Annotated in this window: 25 protein-coding genes and 1 riboswitch; of the genes, 9 read left to right on the forward strand and 16 right to left on the reverse strand. The window is 69.3% G+C overall.

Annotated features, from left to right (window positions below; genetic code table 11):
- Nucleotides 1-8: 8 nt before the first annotated feature.
- The 5 genes from C0481_RS15665 to C0481_RS15685 are packed head-to-tail and all read right to left on the reverse strand — an operon-like array spanning nucleotide 9 to nucleotide 4,481.
- Nucleotides 9-863, reverse strand: a complete 855-nt coding sequence (locus C0481_RS15665; RefSeq protein ID WP_293405455.1) for a class I SAM-dependent methyltransferase — start codon at nucleotides 861-863, stop codon at nucleotides 9-11.
- A 46-nt stretch (nucleotides 864-909) separates the two neighbouring features.
- Complete coding sequence (locus C0481_RS15670; protein WP_293405457.1) at nucleotides 910-1,230, reverse strand: hypothetical protein; 321 nt, start codon at nucleotides 1,228-1,230, stop codon at nucleotides 910-912.
- Nucleotides 1,176-1,565: a class I SAM-dependent methyltransferase gene (locus tag C0481_RS15675; RefSeq protein WP_293405459.1), complete on the reverse strand. Its 390-nt coding sequence runs from the start codon at nucleotides 1,563-1,565 to the stop codon at nucleotides 1,176-1,178. The genes C0481_RS15670 and C0481_RS15675 overlap by 55 nt, the downstream gene beginning before the upstream one ends.
- Nucleotides 1,549-1,992: a Cu(I)-responsive transcriptional regulator gene (gene cueR, locus C0481_RS15680; RefSeq protein ID WP_293405462.1), complete on the reverse strand. Its 444-nt coding sequence runs from the start codon at nucleotides 1,990-1,992 to the stop codon at nucleotides 1,549-1,551. The genes C0481_RS15675 and cueR overlap by 17 nt, the downstream gene beginning before the upstream one ends.
- A gap of 11 nt (nucleotides 1,993-2,003) precedes the next feature.
- Complete coding sequence (locus C0481_RS15685) at nucleotides 2,004-4,481, reverse strand: heavy metal translocating P-type ATPase (protein WP_293405464.1); 2,478 nt, start codon at nucleotides 4,479-4,481, stop codon at nucleotides 2,004-2,006.
- A 139-nt stretch (nucleotides 4,482-4,620) separates the two neighbouring features.
- Between C0481_RS15685 and C0481_RS15690 the strand changes: the two genes are divergently transcribed.
- Entirely contained in the window at nucleotides 4,621-4,815 is a 195-nt protein-coding gene (locus tag C0481_RS15690) for a heavy-metal-associated domain-containing protein (protein ID WP_293405466.1), read from the forward strand.
- Between the two features lie 3 nt (nucleotides 4,816-4,818).
- Here C0481_RS15690 and C0481_RS15695 read toward each other — a convergent pair whose 3' ends face one another.
- The 3 genes from C0481_RS15695 to C0481_RS15705 form a co-directional block, all read right to left on the reverse strand.
- Complete coding sequence (locus C0481_RS15695; RefSeq protein WP_293405469.1) at nucleotides 4,819-5,127, reverse strand: glycine zipper domain-containing protein; 309 nt, start codon at nucleotides 5,125-5,127, stop codon at nucleotides 4,819-4,821.
- Nucleotides 5,128-5,189: 62 nt separating this feature from the next.
- Nucleotides 5,190-6,338 carry a patatin-like phospholipase family protein gene (locus C0481_RS15700; protein WP_293405470.1) on the reverse strand — a complete coding sequence of 383 codons (1,149 nt, stop codon included), beginning with the start codon at nucleotides 6,336-6,338 and terminating at the stop codon, nucleotides 5,190-5,192.
- A 50-nt stretch (nucleotides 6,339-6,388) separates the two neighbouring features.
- A complete protein-coding gene (locus tag C0481_RS15705) occupies nucleotides 6,389-6,784 on the reverse strand; it encodes an MAPEG family protein (protein WP_293405471.1) in 396 nt (131 codons plus the stop codon).
- A 138-nt stretch (nucleotides 6,785-6,922) separates the two neighbouring features.
- Here C0481_RS15705 and C0481_RS15710 point away from each other — a divergent pair, with 138 nt between their 5' ends.
- From C0481_RS15710 to C0481_RS15725, 4 genes are all read left to right on the forward strand, one after another.
- Nucleotides 6,923-7,828 carry a DMT family transporter gene (locus C0481_RS15710; RefSeq protein WP_293405472.1) on the forward strand — a complete coding sequence of 302 codons (906 nt, stop codon included), beginning with the start codon at nucleotides 6,923-6,925 and terminating at the stop codon, nucleotides 7,826-7,828.
- A gap of 123 nt (nucleotides 7,829-7,951) precedes the next feature.
- On the forward strand, nucleotides 7,952-8,509 hold the full coding sequence (locus tag C0481_RS15715) for a tetratricopeptide repeat protein (RefSeq protein ID WP_293405474.1): 558 nt from the start codon (nucleotides 7,952-7,954) through the stop codon (nucleotides 8,507-8,509).
- A gap of 31 nt (nucleotides 8,510-8,540) precedes the next feature.
- A complete protein-coding gene (locus tag C0481_RS15720) occupies nucleotides 8,541-8,909 on the forward strand; it encodes a hypothetical protein (protein ID WP_293405477.1) in 369 nt (122 codons plus the stop codon).
- A gap of 69 nt (nucleotides 8,910-8,978) precedes the next feature.
- A complete protein-coding gene (locus C0481_RS15725) occupies nucleotides 8,979-9,827 on the forward strand; it encodes a neutral zinc metallopeptidase (RefSeq protein WP_293405479.1) in 849 nt (282 codons plus the stop codon).
- Between the two features lie 7 nt (nucleotides 9,828-9,834).
- On the opposite strand, the gene C0481_RS15730 is transcribed toward C0481_RS15725, so the two are convergent.
- Entirely contained in the window at nucleotides 9,835-10,140 is a 306-nt protein-coding gene (locus C0481_RS15730) for a DUF1971 domain-containing protein (protein ID WP_293405481.1), read from the reverse strand.
- Nucleotides 10,141-10,234: 94 nt separating this feature from the next.
- On the opposite strand from C0481_RS15730, the gene C0481_RS15735 reads away from it, so the two are divergent.
- Nucleotides 10,235-10,948 (forward strand): DUF4336 domain-containing protein, encoded by a 714-nt coding sequence (locus C0481_RS15735; protein ID WP_293405484.1) that lies wholly within the window; start codon nucleotides 10,235-10,237, stop codon nucleotides 10,946-10,948.
- Here the strand turns inward: C0481_RS15735 and C0481_RS15740 are convergent.
- Nucleotides 10,934-11,251 (reverse strand): hypothetical protein, encoded by a 318-nt coding sequence (locus C0481_RS15740; RefSeq protein ID WP_293405486.1) that lies wholly within the window; start codon nucleotides 11,249-11,251, stop codon nucleotides 10,934-10,936. The genes C0481_RS15735 and C0481_RS15740 overlap by 15 nt on opposite strands.
- On the reverse strand, nucleotides 11,251-11,829 hold the full coding sequence (locus tag C0481_RS15745) for a TetR/AcrR family transcriptional regulator (protein WP_293405489.1): 579 nt from the start codon (nucleotides 11,827-11,829) through the stop codon (nucleotides 11,251-11,253). The genes C0481_RS15740 and C0481_RS15745 overlap by 1 nt, the downstream gene beginning before the upstream one ends.
- A 142-nt stretch (nucleotides 11,830-11,971) precedes the next feature.
- On the opposite strand from C0481_RS15745, the gene C0481_RS15750 reads away from it, so the two are divergent.
- A complete protein-coding gene (locus tag C0481_RS15750) occupies nucleotides 11,972-13,417 on the forward strand; it encodes an FAD-dependent oxidoreductase (RefSeq protein ID WP_293405491.1) in 1,446 nt (481 codons plus the stop codon).
- On the opposite strand, the gene C0481_RS15755 is transcribed toward C0481_RS15750, so the two are convergent.
- From C0481_RS15755 to C0481_RS15765, 3 genes are all read right to left on the reverse strand, one after another.
- Nucleotides 13,414-14,103, reverse strand: coding sequence for an amino acid racemase (locus C0481_RS15755; RefSeq protein ID WP_293405493.1), 690 nt, complete (start codon nucleotides 14,101-14,103; stop codon nucleotides 13,414-13,416). The two genes, C0481_RS15750 and C0481_RS15755, sit on opposite strands and share 4 nt — an antisense overlap.
- On the reverse strand, nucleotides 14,100-15,104 hold the full coding sequence (locus C0481_RS15760; RefSeq protein WP_293405495.1) for a D-cysteine desulfhydrase: 1,005 nt from the start codon (nucleotides 15,102-15,104) through the stop codon (nucleotides 14,100-14,102). The genes C0481_RS15755 and C0481_RS15760 overlap by 4 nt, the downstream gene beginning before the upstream one ends.
- A gap of 70 nt (nucleotides 15,105-15,174) precedes the next feature.
- Nucleotides 15,175-15,570: a DUF6491 family protein gene (locus C0481_RS15765; RefSeq protein ID WP_293405497.1), complete on the reverse strand. Its 396-nt coding sequence runs from the start codon at nucleotides 15,568-15,570 to the stop codon at nucleotides 15,175-15,177.
- Between the two features lie 88 nt (nucleotides 15,571-15,658).
- A riboswitch (TPP riboswitch) is annotated at nucleotides 15,659-15,766 on the forward strand.
- A gap of 55 nt (nucleotides 15,767-15,821) precedes the next feature.
- Here C0481_RS15765 and thiC point away from each other — a divergent pair.
- Nucleotides 15,822-17,642, forward strand: a complete 1,821-nt coding sequence (gene thiC / locus C0481_RS15770) for a phosphomethylpyrimidine synthase ThiC (protein ID WP_293405499.1) — start codon at nucleotides 15,822-15,824, stop codon at nucleotides 17,640-17,642.
- Nucleotides 17,643-17,770: 128 nt separating this feature from the next.
- The gene (locus C0481_RS15775; RefSeq protein WP_293405501.1) at nucleotides 17,771-18,508 is read left to right on the forward strand and encodes a pentapeptide repeat-containing protein; all 738 of its coding nucleotides are present in this window, start codon (nucleotides 17,771-17,773) and stop codon (nucleotides 18,506-18,508) included.
- Here C0481_RS15775 and C0481_RS15780 read toward each other — a convergent pair whose 3' ends face one another.
- Entirely contained in the window at nucleotides 18,509-18,724 is a 216-nt protein-coding gene (locus tag C0481_RS15780) for a hypothetical protein (RefSeq protein WP_293405503.1), read from the reverse strand.
- A gap of 84 nt (nucleotides 18,725-18,808) precedes the next feature.
- On the reverse strand, nucleotides 18,809-20,842 hold the full coding sequence (locus C0481_RS15785; RefSeq protein ID WP_293405505.1) for an ATP-binding protein: 2,034 nt from the start codon (nucleotides 20,840-20,842) through the stop codon (nucleotides 18,809-18,811).
- Between the last annotated feature and the right edge of the window lie 9 nt (nucleotides 20,843-20,851).

Here is a 20,851-nt window from a genome sequence, read left to right on the forward strand (position 1 = left end):
TCGGCGGCTCAGCCGGACCGGGTCGCCGAAAGCCCGTACATCAGCGGAATCCGCGGCATGTGATCGGGCGGCGCGAGCCGCCCGCCGCCGAGGTCGCGCATGCCCGCGAACCCGGCCCAACCGTTGGCGTAGGGGTACTCCTCGAGCCGCTCGATGGTCAGTCCGGCCTCGACCAGGGCGCTGACCACCTGGCCGATCCCCCAATAGAATTCGAAGGCCGGGTTCGGATTGCGGAAGTTCTCGACGCCGCGATGATAGGCGTCCAGCGCCAGGGTCTCGCGGGAATCGGCCACATAGTCGCCGACCCCGTCCGGTTCAGGGATCGCGCCGTCGACGAAGTAGTCGTGGCGTGGCGCCCACCGCGGGTCGAACACCATGGCGAAGGGGTGGAACTCGACCATGGCGAACCGTCCGCCCGGCGCCAGGACGCCGGCGACGCCGCGGGCCCAGGCCTTGAGGTCTGACAGCCAGCAGATCGTGCCATAGGAGGTGAACACCCGCTCGAACCTGCGTCCATCGGCCTGCGCCGCATCGAACCAGTCGAGCAGGTCGCTGCGCTCGAAATTCGCCGGCAGGCCGCTTTCGGCTGACAGCCGCTGGGCGAAGTTGATGGCCTCGTCGGAGATGTCGACCCCGGTCACCTGCGCGCCCAGCCGCGCCAGGCTGACGCTGTCCTGGCCGGAATTGCACTGCAGGTGCAGCAGGCTGCGCCCGGCGATGTCGCCGAGCATGTCGAGCTCTTCCGGATAGAGCGTCGAGCCGCCGGCGCGGAAGTACGCCGCCTGGTCGCCCTTATGGCTGTTGTGGGCGCGGGTGGCCTCGTTCCAGGAGAGGCGATTGGCTTCGTGCAGGTCGCGTTGCATGGTGTATTTCTCCACCGCCTCGGTGCAGCTTCGATGGAGGCCGCGTTCAGCCTCGTCGGGTCGACAGATACGCGCAGTAGCCCAGCGCTTGGTAGAGCCGGATCGGCTCGTCGAAACCCGCCGCGTCCAGCAGCTCGCTCAGCCTGGGCTCGTTGATCGGATGGAACTCGGCGGCCATGCGCTGCTCGGCCTTCGCCAACAGAGCAGGATCGAGCCCGGCCCCGGCGAGCCAGGCGCGATAGACCCCATGTGGTGCGACCTGGACCATCAGGTCGGCGCAGGCCAGCAGCCCACCAATCTTCAGCCGTGCGCTCACGTCGGCCAGGAAGCCGAGCCGCGCGCCGTCGTCGGGAAGGAAGTGGCCCACCAGCACTGCGGTCGCTGCGTCGAAGCCATCTTGAGATCGGCGGCGTAGCCGACATGAAACCGCACCCGCGATTCAACTCCCGCCGCCCGCGCCCGGCCGCGGGCCAGCGCGATCATGTCAGGCTCCGGGTCCAGCGCCGTGAACATCCAGCCTGGCGCGGCGCGCGCCAGGGCCAGCAGGTCCTCGCCGTCGCCGGCGCCGACTACCAGCACCTTGGCCGCGGACGGCAAGCTGGCCAGCAGGGCTGCGGCGATCACCTCGTGCATCGCCTCATAGCCGGGAACGCGCGTGCGGATCTTGGCGGCGTAGGCCTGCGCCTCAGGCCCCGTGAACATGCGCCCTCCGAGCCTTCGGCCTTGGCTCGGACGGCAGCGCGCCCTGGGTCAGGTCGGCCAGGATCGGGCAGTCGGGCCGGTCGTCACCGGCGCAGCAGTGCGACAGGTGGCGCAGGGTGTCGGCCATGGCCTGCATCTCGGCGATGCGGGCGTCGAGGTCGGCCAGGTGCCGGTCGGCGATCGCCTTGACCTCGCGGCTGGGCCGCCCGCGGTCGCGCCACAGCGACAGCAGTTGGGTGATCTCCGGCATCGAGAAGCCGAGCGAGCGGGCGCGGCGGATGAAGCGCAGCTCGTTGATCTCGCGCTCGTCGTACTCGCGGTAGTTGGCGTCGGTGCGCGCCGAGGGCCGCACCAACCCGATCTCGTCGTAGTAACGGATCATCTTGGTGCTCACGCCGGACGCCTTGGAGGCCTGGCCGATGTTCATGGGGATCTCCCTTATGCCGCGACCGGAGGCCGGAAGGCCTTCAGCCGCAGGGCGTTGGTGAGGACGCTGACGCTCGACAGCGCCATGGCGCCGGCCGCCACCATCGGCGACAGCAACAGGCCGAAGGTCGGGAAGAGCACGCCGGCCGCCACCGGGATCAGGATGACGTTGTAGCCGAACGCCCAGACCAGGTTTTGCTGGATGTTGCTCATCACCGCCCGGCTCAGCGACGCAGCGGTCGCCACCGCCCGCAGATCGCTGCGCATCAGCACCACGTCGGCGCTTTCGATGGCGACGTCGGTGCCCGCGCCCATCGCGATCCCGACGTCGGCCGCGGCCAGGGCCGGGGCGTCGTTGACCCCGTCGCCGACGAAGGCGATGGCCCCGAACCGCTCCCGCAGCGCCTTGATGGCCGCGACCTTGCCGTCGGGCAGCACCTCGGCCTCGACCTCGTCCAGGCCGAGCTTGGCGGCCGCCGCGCGGGCGGTGTGGGCGTTGTCGCCGGTGATCATCGCCACCTTCAGCCCCATGGCGTGCAGGGCGGCCAGCGCCTCCGGCGTCGTCGGCTTGATCGGGTCGGCCACCGCCAGCACCGCGGCGAGCTTGCCGTCGATGGCGACATAGAGCGGGCTCTTGGCCTCCGACCCCAGCCGCGCGGCGGTGTCGCTGAACACGCCGACGTCGAGGCCGAGCTTGGTCATGAAGCGGTCCGCTCCGACCTGCACCAGCTTGCCGCCAGCGCGGGCTTGGGCCCCGAAGCCGGGAACGGCCTCGAACGCCTGCGGGTCGGCGACGCTCAGCCCCTTGGTCTTGGCCGCCTCGACGATGGCCTCGGCGATCGGGTGCTCCGAACGGCTCTCCACCGCGGCGGTCAGGGCCAGGACTTCGTCCTCGTCGAAGTCGCTCGCGGTCTGCAGGTCGGTGAGGGCAGGGCGGCCCTCGGTCAGAGTGCCGGTCTTGTCGAAGGCCACGACCTTGACGTCGCGCAGCGCCTGCAGCGCCTCGCCGCGCCGGAACAGCACGCCGAGTTCGGCGGCCTTGCCGGTGCCGACCATGATCGAGGTCGGGGTCGCCAGGCCCATGGCGCACGGGCAGGCGATGATCAGGACGGCCACGGCGTTGACCAGGGCGAAGGCGAGCGCCGGGCTCGGCCCGAACACCATCCAGGCGGCGAAGGTCAGCAGTGCTGCGGCGATCACCGCCGGCACGAACCAGGCGGTGACCTTGTCGACCGTCGCCTGGATCGGCAGCTTCGAGCCCTGCGCGGCTTCGACCATGCGCACGATCTGCGCCAGCATGGTTTCGGAGCCGACCTTGGTGGCGCGGAACTGGAAGGCGCCGGTCTTGTTGACGGTGCCGCCGACGACGGTGTCGCCGGCCTTCTTCTCGACCGGGATCGGCTCGCCGGTGATCATCGATTCGTCGACGAAAGAGCCGCCGTCGATGACCTCGCCGTCGACGGCGATGCGCTCGCCCGGACGGACCACGACCGCGTCGCCGGCCACGACCTCGGCGATCGGAACCTCGACCGCCTCGCCGCCGCGCAGCACGCGGGCGGTCTTGGCCTGCAGGGTCATCAGCCGCTTGATCGCCTCGCTGGTGCGGCCCTTGGCCTGGGCCTCGAACAGCCGGCCCAGCAGGATCAGGGTCACGATGACCGCGGCGGCTTCGTAGTAGACGTGGTCGGCGCCGGCCGGCAGCAGGGACGGGACGAAGGTCGCCACCGCCGAATAGGCGAAGGCGGCGCTGGTTCCCAGCACCACCAGCGAGTTCATGTCCGGCGTGCGGCGGATCAGGTTCGGCACGCCCTTGCGGAAGAACCGCAGGCCCGGCCCGAACAACACGATCGCGGCCAGCACGAAGCTGATCAGCCGCCAGGGCTGCTCGCCGATGCTCGCCGCCAGCCAGTGGTGGACGCCGGGAATGAAGTGGCGGCCCATCTCGATCACGAACAGCGGCAGAGTGCCGGCCGCGGCGACCGCGACGGCGCGCTTCAGCCCGGTGATCTCGGTCTCGCGGGCCTCGCGTTCGCGGTCGGCCAGGTCCGGGGCGGCGGCCGGGTCGATCTCCTGGGCGCCATAGCCGATGGCCTCGACGGCGGCGATCATCTGGGCGGTTTCGGCGCCGCCGGCCAGGGCGCGGACCTGCGCTCGCTCGGTCGCCAGGTTCACCTGCGCGTCCAGCACGCCGGGCACCGACTTCAGCGCCTTCTCGACCTTGGCCACGCAGGACGCGCAGGTCATGCCCTCGATCTTGAGGTCGACGGTGCGGTCGAGCGGTTCGTAGCCGGCCTTGCGGATCGCCTCGACCACGGCGGCGGTGTCGCCCTCCGGGGTCAGCTCCACATGCGCCCGCTCGGCGGCGAGATTGACGCTGGCGGCGGCGACGCCCGGCACGGCGGCGATGGCTTTTTCCACGCGCCCGACGCACGAGGCGCAGGTCATCCCCAGCACGGGGATCTCCAGCGGCTTCAGGATGGTCTGCGACATGACGGGCTCCTCGAACTTCGATGCCCGCCGTTCATGAACTCTCCCATCATGGGAGGGTCAAGCGACGATTTTCGCGTTGACCTTCCCGTCGTGGGAAGGTGCAGAACCGCTCCAGAGTGATCCCCGAGGAGCAAATCCGATGATGAATTTCCAGGTTGAAGGCATGTCCTGCGGCCACTGCGTGCAGTCGGTGACCAAGGCCGTGCACGCCGTTGAACCCAAGGCCAAGGTCGCCGTCGACCTCGCGAGCGGCCGCGTCACCGTCGAAGGCGGCGAGCGCGAGGCCGTGGCGCAGGCGATCAAGGACGCCGGCTACAGCGTCGCGGCGGCCTGACCGTCAGTTGCGGCGGCTGCCGTCTTCCCAATAGTACCGGCGGGCGCCGGGGTCGTAGTAATAGTACCGCCCCGCGCGCTCGTCATAATACTGGCGGCGGTTGACGTTGTCGTTGTGCTTGGGCGTGGTCACGGCGCCCAGCGCCGCGCCCGCCGCGCCGCCGACCAGGGCGCCCGTCCAGGAGCTGTCGACAGCGGCGCCAAGCGCCGCCCCGGCCAGGCCGCCGGTCGCCGCGCGTTCGGTGGTGGTGGTGCCGCAGGCGGCCAGAAGCAGGACCGAGCCGACCGCGGCGGTCTTCAGACTGAGTGTCATCGCGAACCTCTCTGGGTTACGCCGTCCCGCTGGATCGAACGGGCGCGCCCCTGGGGAGTTCCCTAGTCCGGCCGGGCCCAGGCCTTGCCGGCGATCGCGTTGTCCTCGCCCAGCTTGAACAACCTGCGCATGCTTTCGGGTTCGAAGTTCAGGCTGCCGCTCTCGGCGTCGCGCGGCACCTCGGCGATCTCGAACTCCATGTTGTTGCGCGCGGCGAAGGCCCGGTTGGCGGCGATGTGGGCGCGCAGGTTGGTCTTCATCATGGTGTCGAAGGCGCGGCCTAGGATGGTCGGAGCGCGCCCGCGCACGACGGCGAAGCTGGGGTCCAGCTTGCCGTTGACCAGCACGAAGATACGGCCCGGCATCGTCGTCTGGCCTTCCGGGGCCTCCCAGAAGTAGAGGCCCTCCGGGATCGAGACGAACGGCGCGGTCACCCCGCCGTCGACGTGCATCTCGTCGATCTGGCGGCCGTCGGCGTCGCCGATCGGGATGATCACGGGCGGGAAAACCCCAGGGATGGCGGCGGACGCGACCAGCACGTCGCGGAACAGCTTCAGCGCGTCAGGGCCGCCGCGCGAAGCGATGGCCCCCATGTCCCAGACCACGGTCTGCTGGCTGTCGAGATTGGTGGTGGCGATCAGCAGCCGCCGGCCCTTGGCGTGCTCCTGGGCGACTTCGTGCAGCATCACCGAGGTGCAGTAGGTCTCGACCAGAGCGCGCAAGTACTCGGGGCTGTAGAGGCTCGATGAGAACAATACGCCCAGGCCCTGGCCCTTCAGCACCTGGCTGGCCTTGCCGCCGGCATAGGCCTCGAACAGCGTCTTGTCCCAGTGCGGGCCGAGGAAGGCGAACGGCGCGATCAGCGCCCCGGTGCTGACCCCGGTGACCACCTCGAAGCTCGGCCGCGTGCCGGCCTTGGTCCAGCCGACCATCACCCCGGCCCCATAGGCGCCGTCGGCGCCGCCGCCGGAGATCGCCAGCACGTCGACCCGCCGGTCGCCGGCGGCGGCCAGCTGGCGCTGGGTGCGGTTGGTGAAGGCCAGCGCCGAGGCCTGGTCCGAGGCGTCGAAGCGGATGTCGGCGGCGGTCGGCGGCAAGGCGCGATAGGCCTCGTCGGCGGTGAAGTCCTCGCGCGAGAACGAGGCGCAGCCGGCCAGCGGCGCGGCGAGCAGCGCCAGGGCGAACACGACCAGTACTGAACGACGCGACATCGACGCTCCTTGCCGCACGCCCTGCGTGCGGCGTCAAGCGCCCCTTCGTCCTAAGGCAGCAGGATCGCCTGGGCGATCATGCCGAGGCCGACGATGCTGACCAGCCAGACCAGCGAGCGGATCTGGCGCACGCCCCAGGCGTAGAGCGGCACATAGGCGACCCGCGCCCAGAAGTAGATCTGCGAGCCGAGGGCGGTGATCTCGCTCTCCTTGCCGGCGACGTGGGCGATCAGCACCGCGCCGAGAAACAGCGGCAGGGTCTCGAACAGGTTGTCCTGGGCGCGCTTGAGCCGCTGGGCCCGGTCGCTGAGCGGCGGCATCTCGCCATCGCGCGGGCCGGTGTTCCACTTCAGGCCGTACTGAGCGGTCCTGGCGATGTCGAAAAGCAGGATCTGCGCGAAGGCCAGGACCAGCGTCCAGGCCGCCATCATCAAACCGATCGTCATGCCGAATCTCCCCGAGTTTGACCCCCACTGTGGGGCCTGTGGCCCGTGGCGGCGAGTCGCAAGCGCCTCTGAGGGGGCCGGCGGCTATGGCGCTGGGCGGGCGGGGCCTCTATGCACGGCGGTTCCAAGGAGAGACCAGTGCCCGCCGACGCCCCGTCCCACGCCGTCACGCAGAGCAACGGCGCGGGGATCGCCCTGCGCGTCGCGGCGATGGCCTGCATGGCGGTGCTCGCGGCCCTGGTGAAGGCCTGCGCCGAGCGCGGCGCTCCGGTGCTGGAGATCATTTTCTTCCGCAACGCCTTCGCCTTCGTGCCGGTGCTGCTCTACGTCTCGCGCACGACCGGGTTTTCGGTGCTGAAGACCAACCGGCTGGGCGGTCACGCCACCCGCGCGGCGGTGGGTTTGGTCGGCATGGTCTGCGGCTTCACCGCGGTCTCGATGCTGCCGCTGACCGAGTCGACGGCGCTGTCCTTCGCCTCGCCGCTGTTCATGACGGCGCTGTCGGCGCTGATCCTCAAGGAGGTGGTCGGCGTCCACCGCTGGGCCGCCGTCGCCATCGGCTTCGTCGGCGTGCTGATCATGGTGCGACCCGATCCTGGGCACATGGCCAATCTGGGCACCGCCTTCGCGCTGCTGGGCGCGCTGGGGGCGGCCGGGGCGATGATCGCCATCCGCGAGATCGGCCGCACCGAGCCTGGCCCGACTATCGTCTTCTACTTCACCCTGGCCGGGATGCTGCTTGGCCTCTCCAGCCTGCCGTTCGGCGGCTGGACGATCCCCGACATGACCACCCTCGTCATGCTGGTCAGCGCCGGCCTGGTCGGCGGCACGGGGCAACTCCTGCTGACCGAGGCGCTGCGCCGCGCGCCGGTCGCGGTGGTCGCGCCGTTCGACTACAGCCAGCTGATCTGGGCCGGGATCATCGGCTATCTCGTCTGGGACGAGATCCCACGCGCCGCCACCATCGCCGGCGCGTTCGTCGTCGCCGGCAGCGGCGTCTATATCCTGTTCCGCGAGACCCGCCGCCTGCGTCGCGGCGTCTGAGCAAACCCACGCCTTCACATTGACAGACCCGCGTTACGGGAGGACTCTTTCCCCGTGCCGGCCGAACGCGTGTCGGGCCTTTCCCCGCCTGACCCGGCCGTCGCGGACGCAGGGAGGCCGAATATGCTCAAGGGGGTCCTGCTGGCGGTGATCGCGCTGGCGATGCTGGCGGTGGCGACTACGGCGGAAGGGGCGGTGACCGTGCTCGGCGGCGGGCTGGCCCAGGAGTGCGCCGACGCCGCCATCCGCGGCGAGGACGACCCGCAGTATCAGGACAGCTGCACCCTGGCGCTGGAGACCGAGCTGCTCGATCCGCGCGACCGGGCCGGCACCTTCGTCAACCGCGGGGTGCTCAAGCTGCGCCGCGCGGCCTATGCCGACGCTTCCCGCGACTTCGATTCCGCCGTCCGTCTGCAGCCCGAGATGGGCGAGGCCTACGTCAACCGCGGCGCCGCCTCGATCGGCCGCAAGCGCTATGCCGAGGGCCTCAGCGACATCAACCGCAGCATCGAGCTGGGCGTCAGCGAACCTGAAAAGGCCTACTACAACCGCGCCCTGGCGCACGAGGGGCTCGACGACCCGAAGTCGGCCTATTTTGACTACCAGAAGGCGTTGGAACTGGCCCCCGAATGGGCCGCTCCGCGCGAGCAATTGAGCCGCTTCACGGTTTCGCGTCGCTGATGCGGAGCCTTGCAGCCTATTGGAGCGTTCCATGTTTATGCGACCGATGCTCCTCGCCCTGGCCGTCTTCGCCGCGTCGGCTTCGCCGGCCCCGGCCCAGGCGCCGCGTGACCCCGTCGCCCGCGACCTGACGATCCGCAACCAGGAGCTCCAGGCCCAGCAGATGATCGACCGGCAGCGGTCGGTGGCGCTGGAGAACGATCTCAACAGCCTGGACGCGCGCGTGCAAAGCCAGGAGCGACTGCAGGGCCTGCAAGACCAGCGCGGCCCGACCCTGGCGCCGCTCGCTTCGGAGGTGAAGCCGCCGCCGCTCAACATGGGCAGCTACGCCTCGATTCCTGACGCCGCTCTGGCCGCTTCCAACGCCCGCGTGCGCGAGGCCTCGCAAAACAGGCGCTGACAGTCGCGCCGATAGGTCGCATCCTCCGACCGGGCTGGGGCGTTGAGGCGTCACTGGAAGGATCAGGACATGCGTTGGCAGGGCGGCCGTCGGGGCGGTAACATCGAGGATCGCCGCGGAATGAGCGCGGCTGGGGTCGGCGGCATCGGGCTGGGCGGTTTGGCCCTGGCGTTGATCGGCTACTTCGTGTTCGGCATCGATCCCTCGACGACCATGTCGGTGGTGCAGGGCGGCGGCGGCCAGGCCGAGCAGCAGGAGGGTGTACGCGGCACGACCCAGGACACCGGCGGCCAGTTCGTCGACGTCATCGAACAGTCGACCACCGATGTCTGGAGCCAGATCTTCGCCGCCGAGGGCCAGCGCTATCGCCGCCCGGCCGCGGTGGTGATCTATGACCAGGCGACCGGCACCGGGTGCGGCATGGGCCAGTCGGCCATGGGGCCGTTCTATTGCCCGGCCGACCAGAAGATCTATCTCGACCTGGCGTTCTGGAACGAGCTGGAGAGCCGCTTCGGCGCCAAGGGCGAGGCGGCCCGCGCCTATGTCATCGCCCATGAGGTCGGCCATCACGTCCAGAACCTGACCGGCGCCACCAACAATGTTGAGCGCGGATCGCGCGGCGCCGACTCCTCGGCCGTGCGGCTCGAACTGCAGGCCGACTGCTATGCCGGGGTCTGGGTCGCGCACGCGCCGGCCGCGTCCGGCGGCCAGGTGGCGCTCGATCCGGCCGACATCGAGGACGGCATCGCCGCCGCCGCGGCGGTCGGCGACGACGCCATCCAGAAGCAGTCCCAGGGCCGCGTCATGCCCGACGCCTTCACCCACGGCTCCAGCGAGCAGCGCATGCGCTGGTTCCGCATCGGCGTGGAAAAGGGCGACCCGGCCGCCTGCGACACGTTCCGCGCTGGGCGGCTCTGACGCCGCCTCAGTCGGGCGCCTTCAGAAACTCGACATAGAAGCGCACGGGGCCGGTCAGTGCGACATGGTGCTTGATCTCAGGTTCGACGACGCCGGGCGGTTCGTCCGGCGTCAGCAGGCGCTCGACCGCCTGTCGTCGAGGATCGGTGACGCGATAGAGCAGGGCGCCTTCGATCACCTGGATACGCCCCCAGACACCGGCCTTGGTGTTGTGCTCGCCGAGCAGACCGGGCGGAGTCGTGTCGGCGTCGAACTCCGGCGTGCGGCGGTAGGCGACCACGTCGTCAGGGAAGTCGTCGGCTGGCCTAGTCATGGCTTGATCCGTCTGCTTGCTCCGCTGAGACTGACATGACTTCCAGCCGGGCGCAGTGATCGTCGTCAATGGCGCGGGGGGCGAAGGGGGATCCATGAGCGTGTCGCGTCTTCGATCCTTCGGGCCCGAGATCTGGCTCGCGGACGGCGGTCAGGCGCAGGTCGCCGGGTTTCGCTATCCGACGCGGATGGCGGTGATGCGGCTGACGGGCGGCGGCCTGCTGGTCTGGTCGCCGGTGGCGCTCGGCGACGAGCTGGCCGCAGAGCTCGCGGCGCTGGGCGGGGTCCGTCTCCTGGTCGCGCCGAATTCGCTGCATGACCTGCATCTGACGCAGTGGCGCGCGGCGTTTCCGACAGCTCGGCTCTACGCAGCGCCGGGTCTGGCGACCAAGCGGCCGGACCTTCGCATCGATGTCGAACTGGGCGACGCCCCGCCGAGCGACTGGCCGGCCGACCTCGACTACGTGCTGATGCGCGGCAACGCGATCACCACCGAGGCGGTGTTCTTCCACCGTCCCAGCCGCACGGTGCTGTTCACCGACCTGCTGCAGCAGTTTCCGCCCGGCTGGTTCACCGGCTGGCGGGCGCTGGTCGCGCGGCTGGATCTGATGACGCAGCCGCAGCCCGCCGTACCCCGCAAGTTCCGGGTCGCGTTCACCGATCGCCGCGCGGGCAGGGCGGCGCTGGCGCGTGTTCTCGACTGGCCGAGCGACAAAGTGGTCATGGCCCACGGAACCCCGGTGGAGCGCGACGGCCGCGCCTTCATCGCCAGCGCGTTCCGCTGGCTCGGGGGCTCAAGGGCGAGCTAGGCCGCTCAGGTCCACCAGCAGGATGCCCAGGGCCATCACAAGGCCATAGACCAGCCCGAGGCTGCAGAAGACGAGCGTCGAAAGCTCCACAACCACAGCTCCCCGGGCGTCAGCGGATGTGAACGGGAACAACGGCCTCGGCCGGCCGCGCAGGCGCGCGTACACGGCACGGGTCGCAAACGCCGTCCCCAGGGCGCAGGGAACCACGAACAGTCCCGTCATCAGCAGGGCGATGAACAGCTTGACGCCTGCCGGGTCCATTTCGTGGATTGCGATGGGAGCAACAGAGACGGCCCCGAACATCAGGTCTGCTTGTTGCTTCGCTGTGCGAACAGGCCGTCCAGCATGACGTCCAGCAGCTGCGTCCCCGGCGACCAGCGGTGCTCGCTGACGGTGATCAGGTTGTGCGCCACGCCGATCATCATGCAGAGCAGCGCTTCGCCCTTGGCGGTCTTGTCGCCGGCGGCGATCTCGCCCGCCGCCTGGCATTCTGCGATGGCTTCCGAGAACACTGCATGGCGGCGCGCGGTATCGGGCAGGTGCGCGTAGAACACCTCGCCGTCCTCCACCCTGTCGTCGTTCAGATAGACCAGCCGATACTGGTCGGGATGCGCCAGCCAATAGGCGAGGTAGGCCTGGCACATGGCCCTTAGGCGCTGTTGCGGGCTCGCCGCCTGGGCGGCCGCCTCGTCGACCGAGGCGAACAGCGGGTCGAAGAACTGCTCCCAGATGTGGCGCAGCAACTCGTTCTTGTTGCGGAAGTAGCCATAGAGCGCCATCGGCGAGCAGCCGGCCTCGGCCGCGACCTTGCGCATCGAGACGCTCTGGAAGCCGTCGGCCGCGAACAGGGCGCGCGCGGTGGCGATGATGCGCTCGCGCATGGCGTCCACCTGCTCCGGCGAGCGCCGGGGCCGTCCCCTCCGAACCTGCGTCATCCATCCTCCGTGACCGAAAGAACCCTATTGCACGATCGCCGTTCCGCCATTTATTTATACGCGTATAATTAAATAATCGGAGGCGAGGATGCAGAACCAACCTGACCGGCGTGCGGTGCTCACGGCATCGATGGCCGGGGCGATGGCGGTCGGCGGATCGGCGGGGGCTTCGACGCCGGCGGCCCAGACCGCTGACGTGATCGTGGTCGGCGGCGGCTTTTCGGGCCTGGCCGCGGCCCGGGCGCTCAAGGCGGCCGGTCGCCGGGTGGTGGTGCTCGAGGCGCGCGACCGTGTCGGCGGACGGGTCAAGCCGGGCCGCATCGCCGGGGTGACCATCGACCTGGGCGGCATGTGGCTGGGCCCGACCCAGACCAAGTTGGCGGAGCTGGCCAAGGGCTATGGCGTCGCCACCTATCCGACCTTTCTGGAGGGCAAGAACCTCTTCGAGGTGAACGGCGTGCGCGGGACCGGGCGCGGCGAGGACTCGTTTTCCGCCCTGCCGCCCGACGCCCTGGCCGACTTCGCCGCCATGGTCGGCGAACTGGAGCAGTTGGCCGGCAAGCTTCCGGCCCAGGGGCCCTGGGCCTTGCCGGACGCTGAGCGGCTCGACGCGATCACCTTCGCCACCTGGCTCGACGGCCATGCCAAGACCAAGGGCGGGCGCGGCGTCTTCGAGATGCTGATCCCGGCTCTGCTCTGCGCCCAGCCGCACGACGTCTCGCTGCTGTTCGTCCTCTTCTATCTGCAGTCGGCCGGCGACCTCTCGACCCTGATCTCCTCGGGGCCCGGCGGGGCGCAGAACTTCCTGTTCGTCGGCGGGCTGCATCAGGTGGCCGCCAAGATGGCCGCCGATCTCGGTCCGGCGGTGAAGCTGAACACCGCCGTGCGCACGATCCGCCAGAACGCCACCGGCGTGGAGGTGATCTGCGAGGACGGGCGCTACACGGCCCCGCGGGTGATCGTCGCCCTGCCGCCGCCGCTCGCCGGCCGCATCGACTACGAGCCGCTGATGCCGCATGCGCGCGACGCCCTGACCCAGCGGATGCCGATGGGCTCGTGCATCAAGGTCTGGGTGGCCTACGAGACGCCGTTCTGGCGCAAGGAGGGCCTGAACGGTTCGCTGTTCAGCGACGCCTTTGCTTTCGGTCCGGCCTTCGACGTCAGTCCGCCCGGTCAGCCGCACGGCCTGATCGCCGGCTTCTTCGACGGCGCGCACGCCCGCGAGTGGAGCCCGCGTTCGCCGGCCGAGCGGCGCGCCGAGGTCCTGCGTCTGCTGGTCGAGGGGCTCGGCCCCAGGGCGGCGACGCCGATCGACTATGTCGAGCAGGACTGGTCGACGGAGCGCTGGTCGCGCGGTTGCTACGGGGCCTTCGCGCCGCCAGGCGTACTGTCGGCGCACGGCGCTTCGCTGCGCGCGCCGGTCGGGCGGGTGCATTGGGCGGGCACCGAGACCGCGGAGACCTGGACCGGCTATGTCGAAGGCGCGATCCGCGCCGGCGAACGCGCCGCCGCCGAGGCGGCCGCCGCGAGCTAGAGCGCGGGGACCGGTTCGAGGCCCAGGCAGACCGCCACGCAGCGGCGCGCCAGGGCTTCGCCGGCGTCGATGAAGGGCAGGCGGATGTCGTCGGCCCCCAGCACCAGCGGAACCTCGGTGCAGCCGGCGATGATCGCCTCGGCCCCGCCGGCCGCAAGGTCGGCGGTCAGGGCGGCCATGGCCTCGCGCACCTCCGGCCCGCGCTCGCCGCGCTTGATCCGATAGATCAGCGCCATGAACGCCTCCTGGCGCTCCGGCTCCAGGGTGACCATGCCCATGCCCTGGGCGGCCAGGTACTCGCGATAGAGCTTCAGCGCGTCGCGGGTGCCCAGCACCCCGGCCCGCCGCGCGCCGCTGTCGCGGGCGGCGGCCGAGGCCGTGCCGATCATGTCGATCAGCGGCAGGCCGCTCGCGCGGGTGATCACGTCGGCATAGGCGTGGGCGGTGTTGCAGGCGATGGCCAGCACGTCGGCGCCCGCTCCGTGCAAGGCGCCGGCCATCTCGGCCAAGACCGGGCCGGGCTTGTTCAGCGGATCGTTGCGGTCGGGCACCTGCGGGTTGATGTCGACCAGGGTGCGGATGTGGTCCTGGTCGCGCTCGGCGGGGGTCAGAGCCTGCAGCTTGGCGAGGAAGTCCAGCGTCGCCGCCGGCCCCATCCCGCCCAGCACGCCCAGGACCAGGCTCACGTCAGCGATCCTTCGAGTTCGCCGTGATAGCCGAACAGGCCCTGCGCGCCGCCGGTGTGCAGCAGCACCACTGTCTCGTCCTTGAAGGTCCCCTTGCGGGCCAGGTCGATCAGGCCCTTGACGGCCTTGCCGGTGTAGACCGGGTCGAACAGCAGCCCTTCGGTCCGCGCGGCCAGCTTCAGGGCGTCGATCACGCCCTCGTCGATCAGGCCGTAGCCGGCGCCGACATAGTCGCAATTGGCCACCGTCATCTCGCGGGTGACGCGATCGCCGTGGCCGAGCAGGGTCGCGGTCTCGACCGCCAGTTTGTGAACGTTGGCTTCCTGGACATCTTTCGGCGCCCGGACCCCGATGCCCAGAATCGGGATGTCGGCCCCCAGCAGGGCAAGGCCCGCGACCAGTCCGGCGTGCGTACCGGCGCTGCCGGTCGCCGTGACGATACGGTCGATGGTCAGGTTTTCGGCGTCGGCTTGGCGCACCAGCTCGAGCGCGCAGTCGACGTAGCCGAGGGCCCCGATCGGGTTCGAACCCCCGCCTGGAATAACGTACGGCTTGCCGCCGCGCTCGCGCACGGCCTGGGCCGACTTTTCGAGCTCGGCGTTCATGTCGGTCCCGCCCGGCACGTTCCTGATGGACGCGCCTAACAACCTGTCGAGAAGCACGTTGCCCGAGCCGTTGTAGTCGACCGCGTTCGACCCGGTGCGCTCCTCCAGGATGACCTCGCAGGCCAGGCCGAACCTGGCCGCGGCGGCCGCCGTCTGGCGCACGTGGTTGGACTGAACGGCGCCTTGGGTGATCAGCGTATCGGCGCCTTTCGCCAGCGCGTCGCCGACCAGGAATTCCAGCTTGCGGGTCTTGTTGCCGCCGCCGGCCAGGCCCGTGCAGTCGTCGCGCTTCACGTAGAGGCGCTTGATCCCCAGTTCGGCCGCCAGCCGCGGGGCCGGCTCCAGCGGGGTGGGGAGGTGCGCGAACCGCGCGCGCGGGAACTTGGCAAGCTGCATGGGGGTACTCCTTGGCCGCCTGCCTAGCACGCGGCCAAGGTCGCTCGCGAGCCCAGATTCTCTGCCGCGGCTAGGGCTTGATCTTGGGCGGCAGCGCGGCGGCCTGCTCGGGCGTCAGCTTCGTTATGTCCTTGATGATGCAAGGAGAAAGCATCCCTGGGCTGGTGTGGACCTTGAGGTCCAGGTCCAGCGGGCGGCAGATCAGGTCGACGCCCGCAGTCGGCGCCATGACCAGGGCGTCGTTGGAACTGGCTCCGGCCAGACAGTTGCCGGACATGTCCAGGCGATAGACGTCACGATGGCGCACCGAGAGGTAGACGGTCTGGTCGTCGCCCTTGGTGTGGTTGTCGATCTGGCTCATCCGGAAGCACTGATTGGACGCCGCGGCCGGTTTGGCGGGCTCCTGGGCGAGGGCCGGCGCAGCGAGCGCGGCGGTCAGGACGGCGGCGAGGACAAGGCGTTGCATGGCGATCCTCCTGAGAAGGCCAGTCTAGGCGCCAGATTGCGGCTGGACGGCGGCGCTTTCAATCGGCGGCGTTCGCGCCTATGACTGGCGCTTGTCCTCGGGGGGCCGCGCTTAGGCGGCTGAGAGGCGGGTGAGCCCGCGACCCGTAGAACCTGATCCGGGTCATGCCGGCGAAGGGAAGGCGTTCCGAGCATGCGCATGCCCGGATTCCCGGTCGCCGGCAGGCCTTCTGGCCGCATAGGAGCTTGCCGGTGAACATCCAGACGCCCGTCAAAGACGCCATTCCCACCGGTGAGCGCCCCGGCTCGCGCAAGGTCTATCAGCCTGGCGTGCTATGGCCCGACATCCGCGTGCCGTTCCGCGAGGTGGCGGTGCATCCCTCGGCCAACGAGCCGCCGGTGACCATCTACGATCCCTCCGGCCCCTACACCGATCCGAAGGTGAAGATCGACATCGATCAGGGCCTGGCGCGCGTGCGCGAGCCTTGGGTCGTTTCCCGCGGCGACATCGAAGTGGTTGAAAATCCTCGCGAAGTGAAGCCTGAGGACAACGGCTTCGCCAAGGGCGAGCACTTGGCCCCGCAGTTCTCCGCGCCGCGACGCGTCTATCGCGCCAAGGGTGGGGCGGCGGTCACGCAGCTGGAGTACGCGCGCCGCGGGATCATCACCCCGGAGATGGAATACGTCGCCATCCGCGAGAACCTGCGTCGCCAGGAGAACGACGGCGCGATCCGCGACGGCGAGGACTTCGGCGCCTCAATCCCCGACTTCGTGACGCCCGAGTTCGTCCGTGACGAGGTCGCCCGCGGCCGGGCGATCATCCCGGCCAACATCAACCACACCGAACTCGAGCCGATGGCCATCGGCCGAAACTTTCTGGTGAAGATCAACGCCAACATCGGCAACTCCGCCGTGCTGTCGACCGTCGCCGACGAGGTCGACAAGATGGTCTGGGCGATCCGCTGGGGCGCCGACACGGTCATGGACCTGTCTACCGGCAGGAACATCCACAACATCCGCGACTGGATCATCCGCAACAGCCCGGTCCCGATCGGCACGGTTCCGATCTACCAGGCGCTGGAAAAGGTGAACGGCGTCGCCGAGGACCTGAACTGGGAAGTCTTCCGCGACACCCTGATCGAGCAGGCCGAGCAGGGCGTCGACTATTTCACGATCCACGCAGGGGTGCGGCTGCCGTTCATTCCGCTGACCGCCAAGCGCGTCACCGGCATCGTCAGCCGCGGCGGTTCGATCATGGCCAAGTGGTGCCTGGCGCACCACAAGGAGAACTTCCTCTACGAGCACTTCGAAGAGATCTGCGAGATCATGCGGGCCTATGACGTCTCGTTCTCGCTGGGCGACGGCCTGCGTCCCGGCTCGATCGCCGACGCCAACGACGCGGCCCAGTTCGCGGAACTGGAGACCCTGGGCGAGCTGACGCCGATCGCCTGGAAGCATGGCGTGCAGGTGATGATCGAGGGGCCGGGCCACGTGGCCATGCACAAGATCAAAGCCAACATGGACAAGCAGTTGAAGGCCTGCGGCGAGGCGCCGTTCTATACCCTCGGCCCGCTAACCACCGACATCGCGCCAGGCTACGACCACATCACCAGCGCCATCGGCGCGGCGATGATCGGCTGGTTTGGCACCGCCATGCTCTGCTACGTCACGCCTAAGGAACACCTGGGCCTGCCGGACCGTGAGGACGTCAAGGAAGGCGTGATCACCTACAAGATCGCCGCCCACGCCGCCGACCTCGCCAAGGGCCATCCGTCGGCGCGGATGTGGGACGACGCGCTCAGCCGCGCGCGGTTCGAGTTCCGCTGGGAAGACCAGTTCAATCTCGGCCTGGATCCGGAAACCGCGCGCCAGTACCACGACGAGACTCTGCCCAAGGAAGCGATGAAGACCGCGCACTTCTGCTCGATGTGCGGTCCGAAGTTCTGCTCGATGAAGATCAGCCAGGACATCCGCGACGCCGCCGCCAAGCAGAACGACGTCGCCGCCGGCATGGAGCAGATGAGCGAGAAGTTCCGCGCCGAGGGCGGGGAGATCTACGTCAAGTCGGAGTGAGCTAGTCCACCGCTCATCCCGGCGAAAGCCGGGACCCATGCGGCCTTACCGCTTGCGACCGATTTCGACGTGAGTAGGTCATAGTCAGCTTGGGCCCCGGCTTTCGCCGGGGTGAGCGGAGGATGGGCATGCAGTTGAAGCCGGGCGCGAAGTTCGCCGAGCAGGACCTGTCGGATCTCGACTTCACCGACGCTGACCTGACGGATGCAGTGTTCGAGGGCTGCACGCTCAAGGACGGCCAAGTGCAGGGCGCGGTGCTGCAGAACGCGCGGTTCGTCGGCTGCCGATTGATCCGCTGCCGGTTCACCCATTCCGACCTGCGCGAGGTCCTGTTCGAGGGCTGCAGCTTCGCCGACGACGACGGCCACGTCGGCGCGGTCTTCGCCTTCTGCCGGCTGGAGGAGGCGCGGCTGCGCAAGTGCGACCTGTCGTTCGCCCGCTTCGAGCGCTCAAGCCTCTGGGGCGTCGAGATGGAGGCTTGCAATCTGCGGGGCTCGGCCTTTGTGCGCGCAGACTTCAGCCGGTCATTTGGCCGTAACGTCGTGCAGTGGGCCGGAGCGTTGAAGGGCTGCAACCTGGAACTCGCCGACCTGACCCAGTTGCGGCTGCCCAAGGGCGACCTCAACCGCTCGAACCTGCGAGAGGCGGTGCTGGTCGACGCCGATCTGGAGGGGGCGGACCTGCGAGAGTGCGACCTATTCCAGGCCCTGACTGTCGGCGCGAAACTGGCCGGCGCCGATCTGCGCGGCGCAGAGGTGAGCGGCCTGAACCTCACGGAACTGGCCACTGTGCAGGGAATGAAGGTCACGCTTGATCAGCAGTATCGCCTGCTGAACGCGATGGGCGTGGACGTCCACGCCGAGTGATCAGTCGCGGTCGGCGCGGGCCTTCACCGGCTCGGCCTTCCAGACGCGGACGGCGACGGCGGCGGTGATCGAGGCCAGGACCGCGGTGATCGCGCCACACCACTGGAGGGTGTTCATGCCCTCGGCGGCGAAACGGCCGACGGCGGCGCTGACGAAGAACACCAGGGCCGCGGTGCCCCACTCGGCGCCCCAGCTCGAAAACAACAGCTTCAGCATAAACAAGACCTCAGGATCGCGACTGCGGGCCGCAAAAGCCACAGCGAACGGCGTTCTGGAATGTGGCAAGGGGTCGCTTGACCGTTAGGCGGCGACGGCCACCGTCTGGCGATCGGCGACCGCCTGCAGCACGCCGAACAGCTTGGCGGCCTCGATCGGCTTGGCCATGTGCAGGTCTGCGCCCGCCGCCAGGCTTGCGGCCTGGTGCGAGGGCAGGGCGTTGGCGGTCAGCATCACGATGGGGGTCTGGCCGAGGCCTCGCAGGCGCTCACGCTCGCGGATGCCGCGCACGGCGGTCAGGCCGTCCATCACCGGCATCTGCATGTCCATCAGCACCAGGTCGAAACGCTGGACGGCGAAGGCCTCGCAGGCCTGCTCGCCGTTCTCGACGCAGACCAAATCGACCGGGAGGTCGGCGAACAGCACCTGCACGACGCGGCGGTTGGTCGGATGGTCGTCGGCCAAAAGCACGCGCAGAGGCCGGTCCGGTGCAGTCTCGGACTCGATTTCAGATTCGATCTGGGCCGGCGCGGCGGCCGGGGTCATCGGCAGTCTGATGGTGAAGGTCGCCCCTTCGCCGGGGGCGCCGGCGGCGTCGATCTCGCCGCCCATCAGCCCGACCAGGTGCTTGGCGATGGTGAGGCCAAGGCCCGCCCCGCCATAGCGGCGCGTGCGCGAGCGGTCGCCCTGCTCAAAGCGTCCGAACAGCCGGTCCTTGTCGGCCGGGTCGAAGCCGACGCCAGTGTCCTGCACGTCGATCCGCCAGCGGCCGGGGCCCTCGGCGCGCACCGCGATGGCGACATAGCCCTCGCTGGTGAACTTCACGGCGTTGGCGACCAGGTTGATGAGCACCTGCTTCACCCGAGTCGCGTCGCCGACAACCACCGTCTCTGCGGCGGGATCCAGATCGAGGATTACGTCGAGAGCCTTTTCCTGCGCCCGCGCGCTGGCCAGGTCCGCCACGGCGCGAATCGCTTCGCCGAGGTGGAACGGCCGGGTCACCACCTCGACGTCGCCGGTTTCGATCTGTGAGAGGTCCAGCACATCGGACAGCAGACGTTCCAAAGACTCCCCCGAGCCTTGAATGATGCCGACCATCTCGGCCTGCGAGGCGGTCAGGGGCGTCTTGCCCAGCGCTGCGGCGATGGCGTTGACGCCATTCAGCGGCGTGCGGATCTCATGGCTCATATTGGCGAGGAACTCGCTCTGCGACCGGTGGCTGACCAGGAACTCCACCGCCGCTTTGCGGATTCGCACGATCATGACCGCGCCGACGAGGCCGAAGGCCAGCAGCACCAGCGCCACCGGGAGGGCAGCGGCTCGCGCCATGGCTGCGCCGGGTTTCTGGGGCGTCCAACTCAGATAAAGCGGCGTCTCGCCGCTGCTTGTCGGAAGCTTGAGTTCGGCGTCGCCGGGGCTGGCGAGCGAGGCGCCGACGCCTGAACGCAGGTTCTGCAGTTGCAGCCGCTCCTGCAGCCTGCCCAGCGACGCCGGATCGATCTTCAGGACCATGACGACGATCGGCGCATAGGCGCGGCGCGGCACGGCGGTGGCGAAGTCGGGCTGCACCAGCGTAGCGGACACCAGGTAGACCGCCCCGTCGTGGGCGATAAAATCGCTGGCCTGAATGGCATGGGAGACGAGCTTGCGTGGGGTGTCGGTGTTGCGACGCCCGATCGGGCCGCGTTCGGCTTCGGCTTCCCGCACGCGGGCGATCAGCGGTTCGGCGCCGTGGAACTGCCGGTAGCTGGACGGCGCGACGGTCTGACGATGCAGGCGCGCATAGAGCGGGCGGTTGTCGCCGTCGAGCACGAACAGATGCTCGAAGTCGATGTTCTGGGCGAAGTAGTCGTTGAGATTGGCGTCCGCCCAGGCGGCGCTGAAGCGGTTGTCGAGATTGACCACCGCCTCGTCCCAGTTGGTCTCCGGCAGGATCGAACGCTCGATCTCGGCGATGCTGGTCAGCACGCCGCGCTCGACCAGTGCGACCTCGCGCTCGCGGACCTCCGCATCCACCTGCCGAGCCCAGATCAGCAGGCTGACCACGAACACGGCCATCGCGCCCAGGGCCAGCGCTATCAGCGGCGCCAGCAACCTAAACTCGGACTCCCGCCGCATCTATTCCGG

This window comes from Phenylobacterium sp., from assembly GCF_013822795.1.
In the GTDB taxonomy this organism is placed as follows: domain Bacteria; phylum Pseudomonadota; class Alphaproteobacteria; order Caulobacterales; family Caulobacteraceae; genus Phenylobacterium.

What these genes read in the sequence shown, in the direction of transcription:
- cueR (WP_293405462.1), bottom strand. Translation starts at nt 1,992, where the DNA reads ATGAACATCGGCCAGGCCTCCAAGGCGTCCGGCGTGAGCACCAAGATG.
- C0481_RS15760 (WP_293405495.1), bottom strand. Translation starts at nt 15,104, where the DNA reads ATGCAGCTTGCCAAGTTCCCGCGCGCGCGGTTCGCGCACCTCCCCACC.
- C0481_RS15780 (WP_293405503.1), bottom strand. Translation starts at nt 18,724, where the DNA reads ATGCTGAAGCTGTTGTTTTCGAGCTGGGGCGCCGAGTGGGGCACCGCG.
- C0481_RS15675 (WP_293405459.1), bottom strand. Translation starts at nt 1,565, where the DNA reads ATGTTCACGGGGCCTGAGGCGCAGGCCTACGCCGCCAAGATCCGCACG.
- C0481_RS15740 (WP_293405486.1), bottom strand. Translation starts at nt 11,251, where the DNA reads ATGTTCGGGGCCGTCTCTGTTGCTCCCATCGCAATCCACGAAATGGAC.
- C0481_RS15725 (WP_293405479.1), top strand. Translation starts at nt 8,979, where the DNA reads ATGCGTTGGCAGGGCGGCCGTCGGGGCGGTAACATCGAGGATCGCCGC.
- C0481_RS15765 (WP_293405497.1), bottom strand. Translation starts at nt 15,570, where the DNA reads ATGCAACGCCTTGTCCTCGCCGCCGTCCTGACCGCCGCGCTCGCTGCG.
- C0481_RS15750 (WP_293405491.1), top strand. Translation starts at nt 11,972, where the DNA reads ATGCAGAACCAACCTGACCGGCGTGCGGTGCTCACGGCATCGATGGCC.
- C0481_RS15705 (WP_293405471.1), bottom strand. Translation starts at nt 6,784, where the DNA reads ATGACGATCGGTTTGATGATGGCGGCCTGGACGCTGGTCCTGGCCTTC.
- C0481_RS15735 (WP_293405484.1), top strand. Translation starts at nt 10,235, where the DNA reads ATGAGCGTGTCGCGTCTTCGATCCTTCGGGCCCGAGATCTGGCTCGCG.
- C0481_RS15730 (WP_293405481.1), bottom strand. Translation starts at nt 10,140, where the DNA reads ATGACTAGGCCAGCCGACGACTTCCCTGACGACGTGGTCGCCTACCGC.
- C0481_RS15785 (WP_293405505.1), bottom strand. Translation starts at nt 20,842, where the DNA reads ATGCGGCGGGAGTCCGAGTTTAGGTTGCTGGCGCCGCTGATAGCGCTG.
- C0481_RS15685 (WP_293405464.1), bottom strand. Translation starts at nt 4,481, where the DNA reads ATGTCGCAGACCATCCTGAAGCCGCTGGAGATCCCCGTGCTGGGGATG.
- C0481_RS15775 (WP_293405501.1), top strand. Translation starts at nt 17,771, where the DNA reads ATGCAGTTGAAGCCGGGCGCGAAGTTCGCCGAGCAGGACCTGTCGGAT.
- C0481_RS15745 (WP_293405489.1), bottom strand. Translation starts at nt 11,829, where the DNA reads ATGCGCGAGCGCATCATCGCCACCGCGCGCGCCCTGTTCGCGGCCGAC.
- C0481_RS15695 (WP_293405469.1), bottom strand. Translation starts at nt 5,127, where the DNA reads ATGACACTCAGTCTGAAGACCGCCGCGGTCGGCTCGGTCCTGCTTCTG.
- C0481_RS15715 (WP_293405474.1), top strand. Translation starts at nt 7,952, where the DNA reads ATGCTCAAGGGGGTCCTGCTGGCGGTGATCGCGCTGGCGATGCTGGCG.
- C0481_RS15690 (WP_293405466.1), top strand. Translation starts at nt 4,621, where the DNA reads ATGATGAATTTCCAGGTTGAAGGCATGTCCTGCGGCCACTGCGTGCAG.
- C0481_RS15665 (WP_293405455.1), bottom strand. Translation starts at nt 863, where the DNA reads ATGCAACGCGACCTGCACGAAGCCAATCGCCTCTCCTGGAACGAGGCC.
- C0481_RS15720 (WP_293405477.1), top strand. Translation starts at nt 8,541, where the DNA reads ATGTTTATGCGACCGATGCTCCTCGCCCTGGCCGTCTTCGCCGCGTCG.
- C0481_RS15700 (WP_293405470.1), bottom strand. Translation starts at nt 6,338, where the DNA reads ATGTCGCGTCGTTCAGTACTGGTCGTGTTCGCCCTGGCGCTGCTCGCC.